Consider the following 15,302-nt stretch of genomic DNA (forward strand, 5'->3'; position numbering starts at 1 on the left):
AATCCAGGGTTCCGGCGGGACTCTGGATTGCTTCGCTGCGCTCGCAATGACGGTGGATGCGTTTGCTGCGTGCTCACACCATCATCATCACGGGGTTCTCGATCAGCTGCTTGAAGGCGCCGATCAGCTCGGCGCCGAGCGCGCCGTCGATGGCGCGGTGGTCGCACGACAGGGTCACGCTCATCATGCTGGCGATCTCGATCTTGCCGTTGCGCACGACCGGCCGCTCCTCACTGGTGCCGACCGCGAGGATCGTCGCGTGCGGCGGATTGATCACGGCGGTGAAGTGCGTGATGCCGTACATACCGAGGTTCGACACGGCCGTGGTGCCGCCCTGATATTCCTCCGGCTTCAGCTTGCGCGAGCGGGCGCGCGCAGCAAAGTCCTTCATCTCGCCTGAGATGGCCGACAGCGTCTTGGTCTCCGCCTTGCGGATGATCGGCGTGATCAGGCCGCCCGGCATCGCCACGGCAACGCCGACGTCGGAATGCTTGTGCTTGACCATGCCGCCTTCGGTCCAGCTGACGTTGCAGTTCGGAATCTTCTGCAGCGCCACCGCCATTGCCTTGATGACGAAGTCGTTCACGGAGAGCTTGTAGAGCGGCTTCTTGTCCTTGTCCTTCGGCGCTGCCGCATTGATCTCCTCGCGCGCGGCCAAGAGCTTGCCGATGTCGCAGTCGATCGTCAGGTAGAAGTGCGGCACGGTCTGCGTCGCCGCAGTCAGGCGCTGCGCGATGGTCCGGCGCATGCCGTCATGCGGGATGACTTCGTAGGAGCCCGGCTCGAACAGCGCCAGGATCTGCTTGTCGGACATCGACGGCGCCACGGCGGGAGCGCCTGCCGCCGCGGGAGCGGCCGACGGCGCGGCCTTCAGGCCCTTGCCGGACTTGGCCTCCTCGACGTCGCGGGCGACGACGCGGCCATGCGGGCCGGTGCCGGTGATGCGGCCGAGATCGATGCCGGCGTCCTTGGCGAGACGCCGTGCCAGCGGCGATGAGAAGACGCGCGCGTGGCCGTTGACCTGGGGGGCCGCTGCAGGAGCGGCCGTCGCGGGAGCAGCAGCCGGCTTCGGCGCGGGCGCAGCGCTAGGTGCCGGCGCCGCGGTGGGAGTCGCCGACGCGGTCGGCTTGGCTTCAGCCTTCGGCGCAGCAGCCGCCGGCGCGCTGCCGGCCGCCTTGACGTCCTCGCCCTCACCGGCGAGCACCGCGATCACGTCGTTGACGGGGACGTCCTGCGTGCCTTCCGGCACCAGGATCTTGGCGAGCGTGCCTTCGTCGACCGCCTCGACTTCCATCGTGGCCTTGTCGGTCTCGATCTCGGCGATGACCTCGCCCGACTTGACCTGGTCGCCTTCCTTCTTGAGCCAACGAGCGAGGTTGCCCTTCTCCATCGTCGGCGACAGCGCGGGCATCAGAATGTTGATCGGCATGATCAGTGACCTTGTTTCGACCTGGGGCTGGTGGTGCCCATATCAGTCGGCCGAGCCAGCTCGGCTTCGAACATCTCGACGATGCGCTGCAGCGCCTCGTCTTCGGAATAATCGCTCTCGCGCGCATAGGCGCGCGCAGCATGTCGGGCGACGTCGACCAGGAGCAGCCCCCACACGTCGGGCTCCTCGAACGCGCGCTGGAAGGCGATCGAGAGCCCGCCGTCGAGCACGAAGGCGCGCAACACTTCGGTGGCGTCCTCGCGGCCGACGACGTCGGGCGGCAGCGGCTGCTCCTTGGGTCCGGCCATCTGGGATGTCCCTTAGCGGTAGCAGACGGATTTTGCGGCCTGCACGACCTCCGCCGCCGACGGCAGCGCGAGCTTCTCAAGATTCGCCGCATAAGGCATCGGCACGTCCTTGCCCGAGACGCGCGTCACCGGCGCATCGAGATAGTCGAAGGCGTGCTCCATGATGCGCGCCGCGATCTCGGCGCCGACGCCGCTCTGCGCCCAGCCCTCTTCCACCGTGACCGCACGCCCGGTCTTCTTGACCGAGGCGATGATGGTGTCGGTGTCCATCGGACGCAGCGTGCGCAGGTCGATCACCTCGGCCTCGATGCCCTCCTTGGCGAGCTCATCGGCGGCCTTCAGCGCGTAGGTCATGCCGTTCGACCAGGAGATGATCGTGACGTCCTTGCCGGTGCGGGCGATGCGCGCCTTGCCGATCGGGATGATGTAGTCGTCGAGCTTCGGCACCTCGCCGGAGTGACCGTACAGCACCTCGTTCTCGAGGAAGATCACCGGGTTCGGATCACGGATCGCGGCCTTCAACAGGCCCTTGGCATCGGCGGCGGAATACGGCGCGACGACCTTGAGGCCCGGGATGTGCGAGTACCAGGACGAGTAGTCCTGGCTGTGCTGCGCGGCGACGCGGGCGGCGGCGCCGTTGGGTCCGCGGAACACGATCGAGCAGCCCATCTGGCCGCCGGACATGTACAAGGTCTTGGCCGCGGAGTTGATGATCTGGTCGATCGCCTGCATGGCGAAGTTGAAGGTCATGAACTCGACGATCGGCTTCAGCCCGGCCATCGCCGCGCCGACGCCGATGCCGGCGAAGCCGTGCTCGGTGATCGGCGTGTCCATCACGCGGCGGGCGCCGAACTCCTGCAGCAGGCCCTGGGTCACCTTGTAGGCGCCCTGATATTCGGCGACCTCTTCGCCCATGATGAAGACGTCTCCGTCGCGACGCATCTCCTCGGCCATCGCGTCGCGCAGCGCCTCGCGGATGGTCTGCGTCACCATCTCGGTGCCGGCGGGCACTTCCGGATCCGGCTCGGCGACGCTCTGCGGCGCGGCCACGCCGGTCGGCGCGGGCGAGGCCTGCACGGAGACGCCAGCGTCCGCCGGCGGCGCCGATTGCGCGGCCTTCATTTCGGCAGCCGGCGCCGAGGCCTTCCCGAGATCGGCCGCCGTCTCGCCATCGGCGAGAATGGTCGCGATCGGCGTGTTCACCGCGACGTCGGCGGTGCCTTCGGGGATCAGGATCTTGCCGAGCGTGCCCTCGTCGGTCGCTTCGACTTCCATCGTCGCCTTGTCGGTCTCGATCTCGGCGATCACGTCACCCGACTTGATCGCCTCGCCTTCCTTCTTCAGCCATTTGGCGAGGTTGCCCTTCTCCATCGTGGGCGACAGCGCAGGCATCAAAACTTGAATAGGCATATCAGCTCCAGAGAAATCAGCTTGCGCGCGCGATTAGCGATAGACGTCGGTGTAGAGCTCGGCGGCATCCGGCTCGGGATCGGCCTGCGCGAAATCGGCGGCCTCATTGACGATCTTGCGCACGTCGGCGTCGATCGCCTTGAGATCCTGCTCGCTGACCTTGGCCGCCAGCAGGCGGTTGCGCACCTGCTCGATCGGATCCTGGTCGTGGCGGACCTTCTCGACCTCCTCGCGGGTGCGATACTTCGCCGGGTCCGACATCGAGTGGCCGCGATAGCGGTAGGTCTGCATTTCCAGAATGTAGGGACCCTTGCCCTCGCGGCACCAGGCAACCGCCTTCTCGGCCGCGGCCTTCACAGCGCGGACGTCCATGCCGTCGACCTGCTCGCCCGGAATGTTGAAGGAGATGCCGCGCTTGGAGAAGTCGGTCTGCGCCGAGGCACGCGACACCGCCGTGCCCATCGCATAGCGGTTGTTCTCGATGACGTAGATTACCGGCAGCTTCCAGAGCTCCGCCATGTTGAAGCTCTCATAGACCTGGCCCTGGTTGGCGGCGCCGTCGCCGAAATAGGCCACGCTGACCGAATCATTGCCGCGATAGCGGTTGGCGAGCGCCAGCCCCGTGCCGAGCGAGACCTGGGCGCCGACGATGCCGTGGCCGCCGAAGAAGTTCTTCTCCATGCTGAACATGTGCATGGAGCCGCCCTTGCCCTTGGAGTAGCCGCCGCGGCGCCCCGTGAGCTCGGCCATGACGCCCTTGGCATCCATGCCGCAAGCCAGCATGTGGCCATGGTCGCGATAGCCGGTGATGACCTGGTCGCCGTCCTTCAGCGCCATCTGCATGCCGACCACCACGGCTTCCTGGCCGATATAGAGGTGGCAGAAGCCGCCGATCGCACCCATGCCATAAAGTTGACCCGCCTTCTCCTCAAAGCGGCGGATCAGCAGCATGTCGCGCAGCGCGGCCAATTCCTGCTCTTTGGTGAATTCCGGCGGCGGGCCGTTGTCCCTGTCCTGCCCGTGTTCCTTTGCGGCGGTCTTCTTCGGTGCGGCCATGGCAATTCCGGATTGCGAGAAAAAGTAGCCCTCTCTAGCTCAACTCCAGGGGACGTAAAAGGACCGCGTGAACCCAGGTTCATTTTGCTTTGCCGCAGTGCAAACGGCCGCGAAATTTTAGAAATCGAACCGCCGGATTTTTGAAACGATCAATGGATGGCTGCCTATCGAAGCGTCAGGCTTGAAGCCTTGGGTCGACCAAGTCCCAGCGCCGCTTCGCCCCAGCCCAAGCCAATCGCTGCAGCGCCATTGACGAGATGCCGGGGACTGGACCTTCTGGAGCACGCGGCGGATGAAGGCTGCGCCGCCTGTCCTCGCGGGACGCCAGCCAGCCGGGCATTTCGCCGCCGACTGCGTAGTCCTACTGAGACAAATTCAGCAGGCTTAAACCATCGGTCCGCACGGTGTGCCATGCAGCAATGGCGCTGCTGGCCTTCCGGAAGTGCACCATGGTCCTGACGATTCCCCGCCGCTTCGGCATCCTTGTCGCCGTCTCGATTGCAGTCTGTATCGCGGCCATCGCAAGCCAGCTATTGAGCGCCCGCTCCGCGCTTCTGGATGAACGCAAAACGGCCATCGTCGGCCAGGTGCAATCGGCCGTGTCGATCGTGAAGGCGCTGGCCGCCGAGGTCCAGAAGGGATCGCTGACGGAAGCGGAGGCGCAGAGCCGCGCCAAGGCCACGCTGCGCGGCATCCGATACGGCAAGAACGACTACATCTTCGTCTACAAGCCGGATGGAGAGAATATCGTTCTCGGCCCCCGCCCCGATTGGGAAGGAAAGAATCTCAGCAACGAAAAGGACGCCAACGGCCTGCCATTCGTGCGCGAGCTGGTGGCCGCGGGTCTGCGCGACGGCGGCGGCTTCACCGACTATATGTTTGCCCGCGCCGGCAGCACCATTCCCGTCGCCAAGCTGGGCTACACGCTGAAGGCCGACCCGTGGAATTGGATCGTCGGCACCGGCGTCTATGTCGATGATCTCGACGAGATGTTCTACGCCTCGGTGAAGACGGCGCTGGTCTGGGCCGCCGGCCTGATCGCCCTGCTCTGCGTGATCGCCTTGACCATTGCGCGAGGGCTAGTCCGCCCGCTGCAGGCCATCACCCGGGTGATGACCGAGCTCGCCACCGGCAATCTGGCCGTACAGGTCCCCGGCGCCGAACGACGCGACGAACTCGGCGAGATGGCGCGGGCGGTCGAAGTGTTCAAGGTCAATGCCGAGGCCCGCCAGCGGCTCGAAGCCGAGCAGAAGGAGCAGGAAGGCCGCCTCGCCGCACAGCGCAAGGCCGACACCGAGCGCCTCGCCAACGAGTTCGAGAGCTCGGTCGGCAGCATCATCAACACCGTCTCGTCGGCGGCCGCCGCGCTCGAGACCTCGGCCAAGTCCCTCACCTCGACCGCCGACAGGTCCCAGGGCCTTGCGACCGTGGTCGCCAACGCCTCCGGCGATGCATCGAACAACGTTCAATCCGTGGCGGCCTCGACCGAGGAAATGTCGTCCTCTGTCAACGAGATCAGCCGGCAGGTGCAGCAATCGGCGGCGATCGCCAACGAAGCCGTGGCGCAGGCGCGGCGGACCAACGAGCGGGTCGGCGAACTGTCGCAGGCCGCAGCCCGCATCGGCGATGTCGTCGAGCTGATCAACACGATCGCGGGCCAGACCAACCTGCTGGCGCTGAATGCGACGATCGAGGCGGCGCGGGCCGGTGACGCGGGCCGCGGCTTCGCGGTGGTCGCCTCCGAGGTCAAGGCGCTGGCTGAGCAGACTGCCAAGGCCACCGACGAGATCAGCCAGCAGATCGGCTCCATCCAGGCGGCAACGCAGCACTCGGTGTCTGCGATCCGCGAAATCGGCGATACGATCGGGCGCATGTCCGAGATCGCCTCGACCATCGCCGCCGCCGTGGAGGAACAGGGCGCGGCAACGCAGGAGATCTCCCGCAACATCCAACAGGCCGCGCAGGGCACGCGCCAGGTCTCGGCCAACATTGCCCAGGTCCAGCGCGAGGCCAGCGAGACCGGATCCGCCTCGTCTCAGGTGCTCAATTCCGTGCAGTGTCTGTCGCAGGACAGCCAGCGGCTCAAGCTCGAAGTCAGCCGGTTCCTGGCGTCGGTGCGCGCCGCCTAGCAGCCGCTCACGCACAGCTCCCGAACGCCGGCCAGACTGCGGGCCGGCGTTTCGGCGCCGACGGACCGGTCACTGCGGCCGGTTGATGCGGATCAGGTCACGCGGATTGGCGTAGCCGAGCTGGAAGCGCGCGCGCTCATCGAGCATGTCGGGATCGACGCGGTCGGAGCGCAGCAGCGACACCCGCTTCTCGCCTTCCGCGCGCTCCTGCTTCAGCCGCACCAGCTCCGAGGTCAGCGACACGATCTCCTGGTCGAGCTCCTGGCGGGCATTCAGGCCATAGCGGCCGGTATAGGCATTGATGCCGAAATAGCCGATGATGGCCGCCGCCATCGTGTAGAGGGCGAGCCCGGTCAGGAAGGATTTCAGGCGTGCGCGGGAGACCATGCGCCGGAGAATGCTGCGGCGCCGGTTAAGGAATCGCTAACCTTGCGCTCCCGGGCCCGCTTGCACGTCTAAGTCCGGTAGGCCGGCTCCTCGGCGTCCAGCATCCGCTTGACCGCCTCGAGATGCAGCCGCGCCGATTCCGCATCTCCGTCGCGCATCTGGCGATAGGCCGCCTCGGCAATCTCCGGCGCGACCGGCACCACCTTGCGGCCGGTCGAGAGCGCCAGGCACTGCACCTCGCAGGCGCGCTCCAGGTAGTAGAGATCGTCCCAGGCCTCGGCGATGGTCGGCGCCAGCACCATCACGCCATGATGCTTCATGAAGACGATGTCGGCGTCGCCGATCGCGCCGGCGATGCGGTCGCCCTCGCGGTTGTCGAGCGCCAGGCCGTTGTAGTTCTCGTCGACGGCGGTGCGGCCGTAGAATTTCAGCGCGGTCTGGCCGGCGAAGATCAGCGGCGGCCCCTCGGTCATCGACAGTGCGGTGGCATAGGGCATGTGGGTGTGGAAGGCGACCTTGGCGCGCGGCAGCGCCTTGTGGATGCGGGCATGGATGTAGAACGCGGTCGCTTCGGGCTGGCCCTCGCCGGAGACGACGTGGCCGTCGAAGTCGCACACCAGGAGCTTCGAAGCTGTCAGCTCGCGGAAGGCGTAGCCGTAGGGATTGACGATGAAGAGGTCGTCATAGCCGGGCACCAGCGCCGAGAAGTGGTTGCAGATGCCCTCCTCCAGACCGTGCCGCGCGGCCATCCGGAAGCAGGCGGCCAGATCGACCCGCGCCTGCCAGACCGCGTCGGTGTCGAGAACAGGCTGGTTCGGTCCCGGCTTTGACGAGCTGGCGGGCGTAAAGGAATGGGCCATGGCGTGTCCTATCGGGTTGCGCTTCGTTGCGCAGGTGACCAGCCACGCCTTGAAAACGGATCGGGCAAGGCGCGTCAACGCCCTGCCCGTTATACCCGTCATGTCCTGGCGACAATGTGCCCAGAATCTCAGCCGTTCTGCTTGGCCACGAAGGCCGCGAAGGCGTCGAGATATTGCTGCAGCACGGCCTTGAGCGACTCCTTGGTCAGCTCGCCATTGCCGTCGAAGGCGTCGCCGACGCCATTAAGGTAGATCTCCGGCGTGCCCATGACGGGGCCCGAGATGCCCGGCATGATGTTCTGCAGATGCTTCGCGGCAGCGACGCCGCCGAGCGGGCCGGGCGAGTTGGAGATCAGGCCGACCGGCTTGCCCAGGAACGAGCTCTGGCCGTAAGGGCGCGAGGCGATGTCGATCGCGTTCTTCAGGACGCCGGGAATCGAGCGATTGTATTCCGGGGTCAGGATCAGCACGCCGTTCGACGCCTTGAGCTTGTCGCGGAACGCGAGCCATTCGGCCGGCGGATTGGCCTCGACATCCTGGTTGAAGAACGACAGGCCTTCCAGCGTGACCACCTCGATCTTGAGGCTTGAGGGCGCGAGCTTGGCCATCGCCTTGGCGATCTTGAGCGTGAAGCTCTCCTTGCGGAGGCTGCCGACGAGCGCGACGATGGAATACGGGGCGGGCATGGGAAAAATCCTCTTGAGACCGGGATGGCGCGGCACTTAAGGCGCGCCGGCAGGAACATGCAAGTGCATGGAATAACGCTTCGCGAAACTCAGCGTTTCATCGCGGAGCCCGCCTGAGCGGTTCCGCCTCCGGCTCACACCCGGCGGAATCAACCTGTCCCCTTGAGACAGCGGGTGAATTCCGCGACCGCCTGGTGCGTCAGCCAGATCGCCTGGCCGTCGACCGGCTGGGCCCAGCTCGACAGCTTGGCGATCACGATTTTGTTGGCGGCGTCGACGAACAGATTCTGGCCGTGGATGCCCATCGCGAACATCAGCTGCGGCTGATCATTGATGACGTACCAGCCGCTGCGGTAGTGCATGTTGCGGCTGATCGCGGCAAAGCTGTCGCGCCACTGGCCGTCGCGCCAGGCCTGGGTATCGCCGTTGTGCCTGATGTCATCGAGCCAGCCTTCTGGGACGATCGCGTGCGAGCCGCGGCGGCCGCCCGACAGCACGAGCTGGCCGAGCCGGGCGACATCGCGCAACGTCGCGCAGAAGCCGCCGGTGCAACGCGGCGCGCCCTTGCGGTCGACCGTGATGAACGCCTCGCCGCTGGCTCCCATCGGCTGCCACAGCAAGGTGCCGACGAGGCTCGCAAAGCTGCGGCCGGTGGCGCGCTCGATGACCCAGCCCAGGAGATCGGTGTTCGACGAGACATAGCTGAAGGCGCCACCATGCGGCTTGGCCTGCGCCCGCATCGTCGCAAAGAAGTCGTGCAGGTTCGGCGTCGTACCCGGGGCGACCGGTTCCCAGCCGGCGGCGTCGGCATAGGCCTGCAGGCCGACAGCGTCGAACACGATGCCGGCGCGCATGTCGGTGAGCTGGCGAATGGTGGCGCCGCGATAGGCCGTGCCTTCGACCTCCGGCACGTAGCGCGTGATCTCGGCGTCGATGTCGATCTCGCCACGGTCCGCGAGGATGCCGAGCATCAGGCCGGTGATCGACTTGGTCGCCGACATCAGGATGTGCGGCGTGTCGCGGTCCATGCCGCCGTCGTAATGTTCGAACACGATGCGGCCGTCGTGCAGGATCAGCAGCCCGTCCGTCGCGGTCGCTTTCAGGAAGCCATCGAGGTCGAGCGTGCCGCCCTTCGGCAGTTTCAGGCTGAAACCGTCGAACGACACCGGAGCAGCCGGCAGCGGCCACGCGCTGCCCGGCGCGCTCGCGATGTCCGCGACCGGCAGGAGCGAGCGGATGTTGTGGAACGCCCAGCGGCTGTACGGAGCGGTGCGCCAGTTGGAGAGATCGGCGCTGGCGGGAGACGGATCGGTCGACATGCGGGGCCCTGCGGATGGCGGAGCGTCCGACATAGGCGGTCATGGCAGCGGCGGAAAGCCCCGATCTATCGCATATGCAAAAACGAACAGGCCGCCCGAAGGCGGCCCACTCTCTCTCCGCCGTCATTGCGAGGAGCCCCCGGGTCTCGCCTCCGGCGAGCCCGAGGACAGGCTCCGCGACGAAGCAATCCAGAGTCCCGACCGAGCCCCTGGATTGCTTCGCTTCGCTCGCAATGACGAAGAAAACTTACAGCACCGGATTCCACGGCGCCGGGATCAGCCGGTACTTGGCGCCGTCCTTCTCGACATAGCCCACCGACGGGAACGAGAAGTGGAAGCCGATCACCTTGGCCTTCTCGGCGGCGACCATGTCGTAGAACTTGTGCCGGGTCTCCTGGGCCTGCGCCGCGTCGGTGTCGAACATCACGTGCCAGTCCGGATTGCGCAGGAACAGCTCCGGCACGTTGGTGACGTCGGACTGGATGAACACCTTGGCATTGCCCGAGGCGACCGCGAACGAGGTGTGGCCCGGCGTGTGGCCGGGGGTGGCCAGCGCGGTGATGCCGGGCGCGACCTCCTTGTCCCACTCGTACTGGGTGACCTTGTTCTCCAGCCCGCCGAACACCTTCTTGAAGTTGGCGAAGTTGCCCTTCATCAGCTCGGAGGACGCCTTGGCGGCGTTCTCGTCGCTGTTCCAGAACGCCCACTCGACCGAGGGCACCTTGAGCTCGGCGTTCGGGAACGCCAGCGAGCCGTCGGCGAGCTTGAGGCCGTTGATATGGTCGCCATGCATGTGCGAGAGCACGACGATGTCGATCGCCTTGGGATCGATGCCGGCGGCGGCGAGGTTCTGCTGCAGGCGGCCGACGGCGCCCTTGCTGGCCTCAAACGCGCCCGCGCCGTTGCCGGTGTCGATCAGGATCAGCTTGGAGCCGGTATTGATCAGCTGCGGATTGAAGGGAATGGTGATCATGCCCTTCGGCATGTAGGCGCTCTCGGCCGCGGCCAGCGCCTCGTCCTTCGGCGTGTTGACGACGAACTTGTCGGGCATCGGGAAGGTGCGCGCGCCGTCGTTGATCGAGGTGCACTCGTAGTCGCCGACCTTGTAGCGGAAGAAGCCGGGCGCCTGGGCGCCGGCCGGCGCGGTGGCTGCGCGGGCTTGCGTGCCCGCGAGCGAGGGCAGCGTGCCGGCGGCGCCAGCCAGCGCGGCACCGGCCAGGAAGCGACGGCGATCCAATTGTGTCATCAGAAATCTCTCCTCAGAGGTGTCAGCGGCCAGCACCGCCCGCGAACCAAGACGGCGCGGATTGTCTTCGGCCGCAGGCCAAAGGCAAGCCCGTCCGCAACGTTCGGGACGCGGCGTTAGGTCACTTATCTTTGTTGGGGTCGATAAGGAATTTTTCGCCAGTGGCCCGTTTGGCGTACACGGCGAGGTTGGCCGGATCGAGCGCCTCGGCCAGCGACACCACCTTGGTGTAGTGGCTGGCGAAGGTGGTCTTGAGCTCGTCGACGACGCGCTGGCGCAGCCGCTCGCTGTCGGCCTTGCCGATCTTCATCAGGAAGGGAAACAGCAGCCAGCCGCCGACGCTCCAGGTCATGCCGAAGCCGCGCGTGATCTCGGTCGGGCGCAGATCGAGACCGCCGTAGATGTAGACCTGCTTGTGCACGGCCGAGCCGTAGCGGCTGTAGGGATACTTGCCCGACTTGTTGATGGCCGCTTCCATCGCATTGAGGATCTGCCCGGCGAGCTTACCGCCGCCGATCGCATCGAAAGCGATGGTCGCGCCGGTCTCGACCAGCGCCGCCGTCAGCTCCTCCATGAAGGTCGGAGACGTCGAGTCGACGACGTACTTCGCGCCGATGCCGCGCAGCAGTTCGGCCTGCGCCTGGCTGCGCACGATGTTGACCAGCGGGATGCCGTCCTTGAGGCAGATCTTGTTGAGCATTTGCCCGAGATTGGAGGCGGCCGCGGTGTGTACCAATGCGGTGTGGCCCTCGCGCTTCATCGTCTCGGTCATGCCGAGCGAGGTCAGCGGATTGACGAAGCAGGAGGCGCCCTCCTCCGGCGTCGTGCCGTCCGGCAGCGGCAGGCACTCGGAGACCTTCAGGCAGCGATACTGGCTGTACATCGCGCCGCCGATCGCCGCGACCGTGCGGCCCATCAGCGCCTTGGCGGCGTCGGACGATCCGGTCTTGACGACGACGCCGGCGCCCTCGTTGCCGATCGGCAGGGACTCGTCAAGGCGGCCGGCCATTGCGCGCATGCCGGCCTCCGGCACCTTGGCGGTGATCACGGGGCGATCCTTGCTGCCCGACGCCCTGGCGGTCGAGAGATCGGCCGCGCCGACGAGAAGGCCGAGATCGGACGGATTGATCGGGGCCGCCTCGATGCGGACCACCACCTCGTCCGGCCCCGGCTCAGGGGTCGGCACATCGACCAGCGACAGTTCGAGCTCACCGCTGCGCTTGATCAGCGTCCGCAGTTGCAGGCCGGTCTCGCCACTCATCTGTGCCTCCCTCGTCTTGTTGTCAGCGACCGATCAGGCCAGCGCCTTCAGCGCCGCGCGGCCGGCATACTTCGCCTGCGCATCCAGCTCCTGCTCGATGCGCAGCAGCTGGTTGTACTTGGCGGTGCGGTCGGCGCGCGCCAGCGAGCCGGTCTTGATCTGCCCGCAATTGGTGGCGACCGCGAGATCGGCGATGGTCGAATCCTCGGTCTCGCCGGAGCGGTGCGACATCACGGCGGTGTAGCCGGCCTTGTAGGCCATCTCGACCGCGGCGAGCGTCTCGGTCAGCGTGCCGATCTGGTTGACCTTGATCAGGATCGAGTTGGCGCGGCCGTTGCGGATGCCGTCCTCGAGCCGGTTCACATTGGTGACGAACAGATCGTCGCCGACCAGCTGGCACTTCGATCCGATCAGGTCGGTGAGCTCCTTCCAGCCGTCCATGTCGTCCTCGGACATGCCGTCCTCGATCGAGACGATCGGATAGCGCGCGACGAGATCGGCGAGATACTTGGCCTGCTCCGAGCGCGAGCGGCTCTTGTTCTCGCCTTCATAGACGTATTTGCCATCCTTGAAGAACTCGGTCGCGGCGCAGTCGAGCGCCAGCATCACGTCCTCGCCGGCGGTGTAGCCGGCCTTGCCGATCGCGGCCATGACGAAGTCGAGCGCCGCGTCCGCCGACGGGATGTTCGGCGCGAAGCCGCCCTCATCGCCGACATTGGTGTTGTGGCCGGCCTTCTTCAGCTCGGCCTTGAGCGTGTGGAAGATCTCCGAGCCACAGCGCAGCGCCTCCGCGAAGCTCGGCGCGCCCACCGGCATGATCATGAATTCCTGGAAGTCGATCGGATTGTCGGCATGCACGCCGCCGTTGAGGATGTTCATCATCGGCACCGGCAAGGTGCGCGCCGAGGTGCCGCCGACATAGCGATACAGCGGCATGTCGTAGGAGATCGCGGCCGCCTTGGCGCAGGCCAGCGACACGCCGAGGATGGCGTTGGCGCCGATCCGGCTCTTGTTCTCGGTGCCGTCGAGCTCGATCAGGATCTGGTCGATCTGGACCTGGTCGTGCGCCGACATGTCGCTGAGCGCCTCATAGACCTCGTCATTGATGGCCTCGACGGCCTTGAGCACGCCCTTGCCGAGATAGCGGCGCTTGTCGCCATCGCGCAGCTCGACCGCCTCATGGGCGCCGGTCGAGGCGCCGGAGGGAACCGCGGCGCGGCCGACCGAGCCGTCCTCCAGCACGACGTCGACCTCGACCGTGGGATTGCCGCGGCTGTCCAGGATTTCGCGGCCGATGATGTCGACGATGGCGGTCATGGGGGTCCTCGTGAGACGTTTCTGGGTGGGCTTTGCTGCGCCGCTTCTACCGCATGGTCACGGGGGCGAAAAGGCCAAGTCGAGCGGAAGTCGGGCAGAACTGGCGTCGAAATCACGAACCAGATGACGCCCGCCCGGCGATTGGCTAAAGCGGCGCCAATTCCGACGGATGACACAAAACATGGCGAAGAAATCCACCCCACCCCTGACATCGGCCGGCCTTCAGCTCGGCCGCGAGGTGGCGGCCCCGGACAGTCCGGAGGCGGCCAAGCTCGACCGCGTCCCCAACCCGCAGAAGGACACCGATTACCTGGCCCGCTTCACGGTCCCGGAGTTCACCTCGCTGTGCCCGGTGACGGGACAGCCGGACTTCGCCCACCTGGTGATCGACTACGCCCCCGGCCCCTGGCTGGTGGAATCCAAGTCACTCAAGCTCTACCTCGCGAGCTTCCGCAACCACGGCGCCTTCCACGAGGACTGCACGGTCGCCATCGGCAAGCGCCTGGCATCAGAGATCAAGCCGAAATGGCTCCGCATCGGCGGCTACTGGTACCCCCGCGGCGGCATCCCGATCGACGTGTTCTGGCAGACGGGCAAGCTGCCGAAGGGCCTGTGGGTGCCGGAGCAAGGCGTGGCGCCGTATCGCGGGCGGGGGTGAAGGGATTGATAGCTCGTCCACAGCGTGATCGTCGCAGTCATTCCGGGGCAAGGCCGCAGGCCTTGAACCCGGAATCTCGAGATTGTTTGCGTCCGGTGACCGGTCTTTCAACGCAAAATGACAGTCAACCCAATTTTCGCTTCCGACAAGCCAACTATTTCAGAGGCGATCTTGTTCGCTCCAGATCGGATTCCGTGATCACTCGCTGCCACTCGCTATACTTGGCGGCGCTGATAGGAAGGCCGATCAGATGATAGCCGGAGGAGTCTTCGTACATCGCTACGAAATAGTCCTGCTCGAGCTGATACGGGGTGCTGGGACCTAGCGCGTAGCTCAGATCGCTTCCGAACTTAACGTTTATGCGCTCTAGCTCCGGTCGCTTGCCACGAATAACGTCAAGCACTTGCAGCCAAGCTGACCAGGGCTCTCGGGGAACTATGCGCGCGGGCTGTCCAGATTGGTCGGGGCCGACCAGATATGTAGGCCGGTTCAACACCCGCACTTTGGCCAACACGACTTGATCCTCTGACGACGGGGCCTTGGGTTTTGGTATCTCTTGAGGGATCTCTTCCAAGAAGTAGGTGAGGAAATCATCGGCTGCCGCCTTCACGATCGTGGTCCAAACCAGGACAACACAGACCAAATAACTTGCGAACGATCTCATCACTTTCGACCTCGACCGGGAGTTACGGTGAACTTAACCTGTAACCCACCCTCTAGCCCCTATATATCGAGTGTGCTTTCACCGTCATTCCTTTTCAGCCGAGCAGATCGTCCTCGGTCTCAGTCGTGCACCGCACTAGACGACCGCTTCCGAGGTCCTGGCACATTGATCATGCAACGTCGGCTGTCATCGTCCGCGAAAGCGGACGATCCAGTACACCGTGACGTTTCGGGTTGATCTCTTCTGCCGCGGAGTACTGGATGCCCCGCTTTCGCGGAGCATGACAGCGGTGGAGATGGCGAGAACTCGCCCCGGAAAACAATTGTTTCCACGGAAATGCTCGATCTTCCGGCCGCCGCTCGCTGGCACCTGAGTCGCCCGCCGGGCACGCGCCCCGCCCGATAGTCTCATTCCGGACGATCAGCAAACCGTTGCTCCCGGAAGTTGATTTCTGCCGCGCTTTCAAACCGATCACCGCGATCATATCTTGCGCGAAAAATTCTTCTTTCGCTTTATCGGAATTCATGATTGACTGTCGCCGTCCCGTCTCGATCTGAGGGGCGCTTCGCGGT

15 protein-coding genes are annotated in these 15,302 nt (G+C 65.5%); 2 read left to right on the forward strand and 13 right to left on the reverse strand.

Annotation, left to right across the window (positions count from 1 at the left end):
* Positions 1-73: 73 nt before the first annotated feature.
* From ACQR1L_RS16980 to pdhA, 4 genes are read right to left on the reverse strand one after another with little or no spacing between them, the layout of a single operon-like run.
* The gene (locus ACQR1L_RS16980; protein ID WP_434859077.1) at positions 74-1,429 is read right to left on the reverse strand and encodes a pyruvate dehydrogenase complex dihydrolipoamide acetyltransferase; all 1,356 of its coding nucleotides are present in this window, start codon (positions 1,427-1,429) and stop codon (positions 74-76) included.
* Between the two features lie 2 nt (positions 1,430-1,431).
* Positions 1,432-1,737 (reverse strand): DUF5076 domain-containing protein, encoded by a 306-nt coding sequence (locus tag ACQR1L_RS16985; protein ID WP_008963957.1) that lies wholly within the window; start codon positions 1,735-1,737, stop codon positions 1,432-1,434.
* A 12-nt stretch (positions 1,738-1,749) separates the two neighbouring features.
* A complete protein-coding gene (locus ACQR1L_RS16990) occupies positions 1,750-3,147 on the reverse strand; it encodes a pyruvate dehydrogenase complex E1 component subunit beta (protein WP_006614387.1) in 1,398 nt (465 codons plus the stop codon).
* A gap of 33 nt (positions 3,148-3,180) precedes the next feature.
* Positions 3,181-4,203 carry a pyruvate dehydrogenase (acetyl-transferring) E1 component subunit alpha gene (pdhA, locus tag ACQR1L_RS16995; RefSeq protein WP_434859078.1) on the reverse strand — a complete coding sequence of 341 codons (1,023 nt, stop codon included), beginning with the start codon at positions 4,201-4,203 and terminating at the stop codon, positions 3,181-3,183.
* Between the two features lie 449 nt (positions 4,204-4,652).
* Between pdhA and ACQR1L_RS17000 the strand changes: the two genes are divergently transcribed.
* Positions 4,653-6,332, forward strand: coding sequence for a methyl-accepting chemotaxis protein (locus ACQR1L_RS17000; protein WP_434859079.1), 1,680 nt, complete (start codon positions 4,653-4,655; stop codon positions 6,330-6,332).
* Between the two features lie 69 nt (positions 6,333-6,401).
* Here the strand turns inward: ACQR1L_RS17000 and ACQR1L_RS17005 are convergent, their stop codons facing one another.
* The 7 genes from ACQR1L_RS17005 to eno all read right to left on the reverse strand — a co-directional run bounded on the left by ACQR1L_RS17005 (position 6,402) and on the right by eno (position 13,408).
* A complete protein-coding gene (locus ACQR1L_RS17005; RefSeq protein ID WP_434859080.1) occupies positions 6,402-6,719 on the reverse strand; it encodes an FtsB family cell division protein in 318 nt (105 codons plus the stop codon).
* A gap of 68 nt (positions 6,720-6,787) precedes the next feature.
* Entirely contained in the window at positions 6,788-7,579 is a 792-nt protein-coding gene (locus tag ACQR1L_RS17010) for an aldolase (RefSeq protein ID WP_434859081.1), read from the reverse strand.
* A gap of 128 nt (positions 7,580-7,707) precedes the next feature.
* A complete protein-coding gene (locus ACQR1L_RS17015; protein WP_434859082.1) occupies positions 7,708-8,265 on the reverse strand; it encodes an NADPH-dependent FMN reductase in 558 nt (185 codons plus the stop codon).
* A gap of 149 nt (positions 8,266-8,414) precedes the next feature.
* Complete coding sequence (locus ACQR1L_RS17020) at positions 8,415-9,584, reverse strand: serine hydrolase domain-containing protein (protein ID WP_434859083.1); 1,170 nt, start codon at positions 9,582-9,584, stop codon at positions 8,415-8,417.
* Positions 9,585-9,831: 247 nt separating this feature from the next.
* On the reverse strand, positions 9,832-10,830 hold the full coding sequence (locus tag ACQR1L_RS17025; RefSeq protein WP_434859084.1) for an MBL fold metallo-hydrolase: 999 nt from the start codon (positions 10,828-10,830) through the stop codon (positions 9,832-9,834).
* Positions 10,831-10,951: 121 nt separating this feature from the next.
* Positions 10,952-12,091, reverse strand: coding sequence for a zinc-binding dehydrogenase (locus tag ACQR1L_RS17030; protein WP_434859085.1), 1,140 nt, complete (start codon positions 12,089-12,091; stop codon positions 10,952-10,954).
* 33 nt (positions 12,092-12,124) lie between these two features.
* Positions 12,125-13,408, reverse strand: coding sequence for a phosphopyruvate hydratase (eno, locus tag ACQR1L_RS17035; protein WP_434859086.1), 1,284 nt, complete (start codon positions 13,406-13,408; stop codon positions 12,125-12,127).
* A gap of 181 nt (positions 13,409-13,589) precedes the next feature.
* Here eno and queF point away from each other — a divergent pair, with 181 nt between their 5' ends.
* On the forward strand, positions 13,590-14,066 hold the full coding sequence (gene queF / locus ACQR1L_RS17040; RefSeq protein ID WP_434859087.1) for a preQ(1) synthase: 477 nt from the start codon (positions 13,590-13,592) through the stop codon (positions 14,064-14,066).
* A gap of 154 nt (positions 14,067-14,220) precedes the next feature.
* Here queF and ACQR1L_RS17045 read toward each other — a convergent pair whose 3' ends face one another.
* Together ACQR1L_RS17045 and ACQR1L_RS17050 are read right to left on the reverse strand one after the other, a co-directional pair.
* On the reverse strand, positions 14,221-14,676 hold the full coding sequence (locus ACQR1L_RS17045) for a hypothetical protein (RefSeq protein WP_434859088.1): 456 nt from the start codon (positions 14,674-14,676) through the stop codon (positions 14,221-14,223).
* Positions 14,677-14,899: 223 nt separating this feature from the next.
* On the reverse strand, positions 14,900-15,256 hold the full coding sequence (locus tag ACQR1L_RS17050) for a hypothetical protein (RefSeq protein WP_434859089.1): 357 nt from the start codon (positions 15,254-15,256) through the stop codon (positions 14,900-14,902).
* Positions 15,257-15,302: the final 46 nt, after the last annotated feature.

The sequence above is a fragment of the Bradyrhizobium sp. HKCCYLR20261 genome, from assembly GCF_051168435.1.
Taxonomy (GTDB): Bacteria; Pseudomonadota; Alphaproteobacteria; order Rhizobiales; family Xanthobacteraceae; genus Bradyrhizobium.

Bases quoted from the DNA above. Each gene is read 5' to 3' on its own strand.
- ACQR1L_RS16980 (WP_434859077.1), bottom strand. From the start codon at position 1,429: ATGCCGATCAACATTCTGATGCCCGCGCTGTCGCCGACGATGGAGAAG.
- ACQR1L_RS16985 (WP_008963957.1), bottom strand. From the start codon at position 1,737: ATGGCCGGACCCAAGGAGCAGCCGCTGCCGCCCGACGTCGTCGGCCGC.
- ACQR1L_RS16990 (WP_006614387.1), bottom strand. From the start codon at position 3,147: ATGCCTATTCAAGTTTTGATGCCTGCGCTGTCGCCCACGATGGAGAAG.
- pdhA (WP_434859078.1), bottom strand. From the start codon at position 4,203: ATGGCCGCACCGAAGAAGACCGCCGCAAAGGAACACGGGCAGGACAGG.
- ACQR1L_RS17000 (WP_434859079.1), top strand. From the start codon at position 4,653: ATGGTCCTGACGATTCCCCGCCGCTTCGGCATCCTTGTCGCCGTCTCG.
- ACQR1L_RS17005 (WP_434859080.1), bottom strand. From the start codon at position 6,719: ATGGTCTCCCGCGCACGCCTGAAATCCTTCCTGACCGGGCTCGCCCTC.
- ACQR1L_RS17010 (WP_434859081.1), bottom strand. From the start codon at position 7,579: ATGGCCCATTCCTTTACGCCCGCCAGCTCGTCAAAGCCGGGACCGAAC.
- ACQR1L_RS17015 (WP_434859082.1), bottom strand. From the start codon at position 8,265: ATGCCCGCCCCGTATTCCATCGTCGCGCTCGTCGGCAGCCTCCGCAAG.
- ACQR1L_RS17020 (WP_434859083.1), bottom strand. From the start codon at position 9,584: ATGTCGACCGATCCGTCTCCCGCCAGCGCCGATCTCTCCAACTGGCGC.
- ACQR1L_RS17025 (WP_434859084.1), bottom strand. From the start codon at position 10,830: ATGACACAATTGGATCGCCGTCGCTTCCTGGCCGGTGCCGCGCTGGCT.
- ACQR1L_RS17030 (WP_434859085.1), bottom strand. From the start codon at position 12,091: ATGAGTGGCGAGACCGGCCTGCAACTGCGGACGCTGATCAAGCGCAGC.
- eno (WP_434859086.1), bottom strand. From the start codon at position 13,408: ATGACCGCCATCGTCGACATCATCGGCCGCGAAATCCTGGACAGCCGC.
- queF (WP_434859087.1), top strand. From the start codon at position 13,590: ATGGCGAAGAAATCCACCCCACCCCTGACATCGGCCGGCCTTCAGCTC.
- ACQR1L_RS17050 (WP_434859089.1), bottom strand. From the start codon at position 15,256: ATGAATTCCGATAAAGCGAAAGAAGAATTTTTCGCGCAAGATATGATC.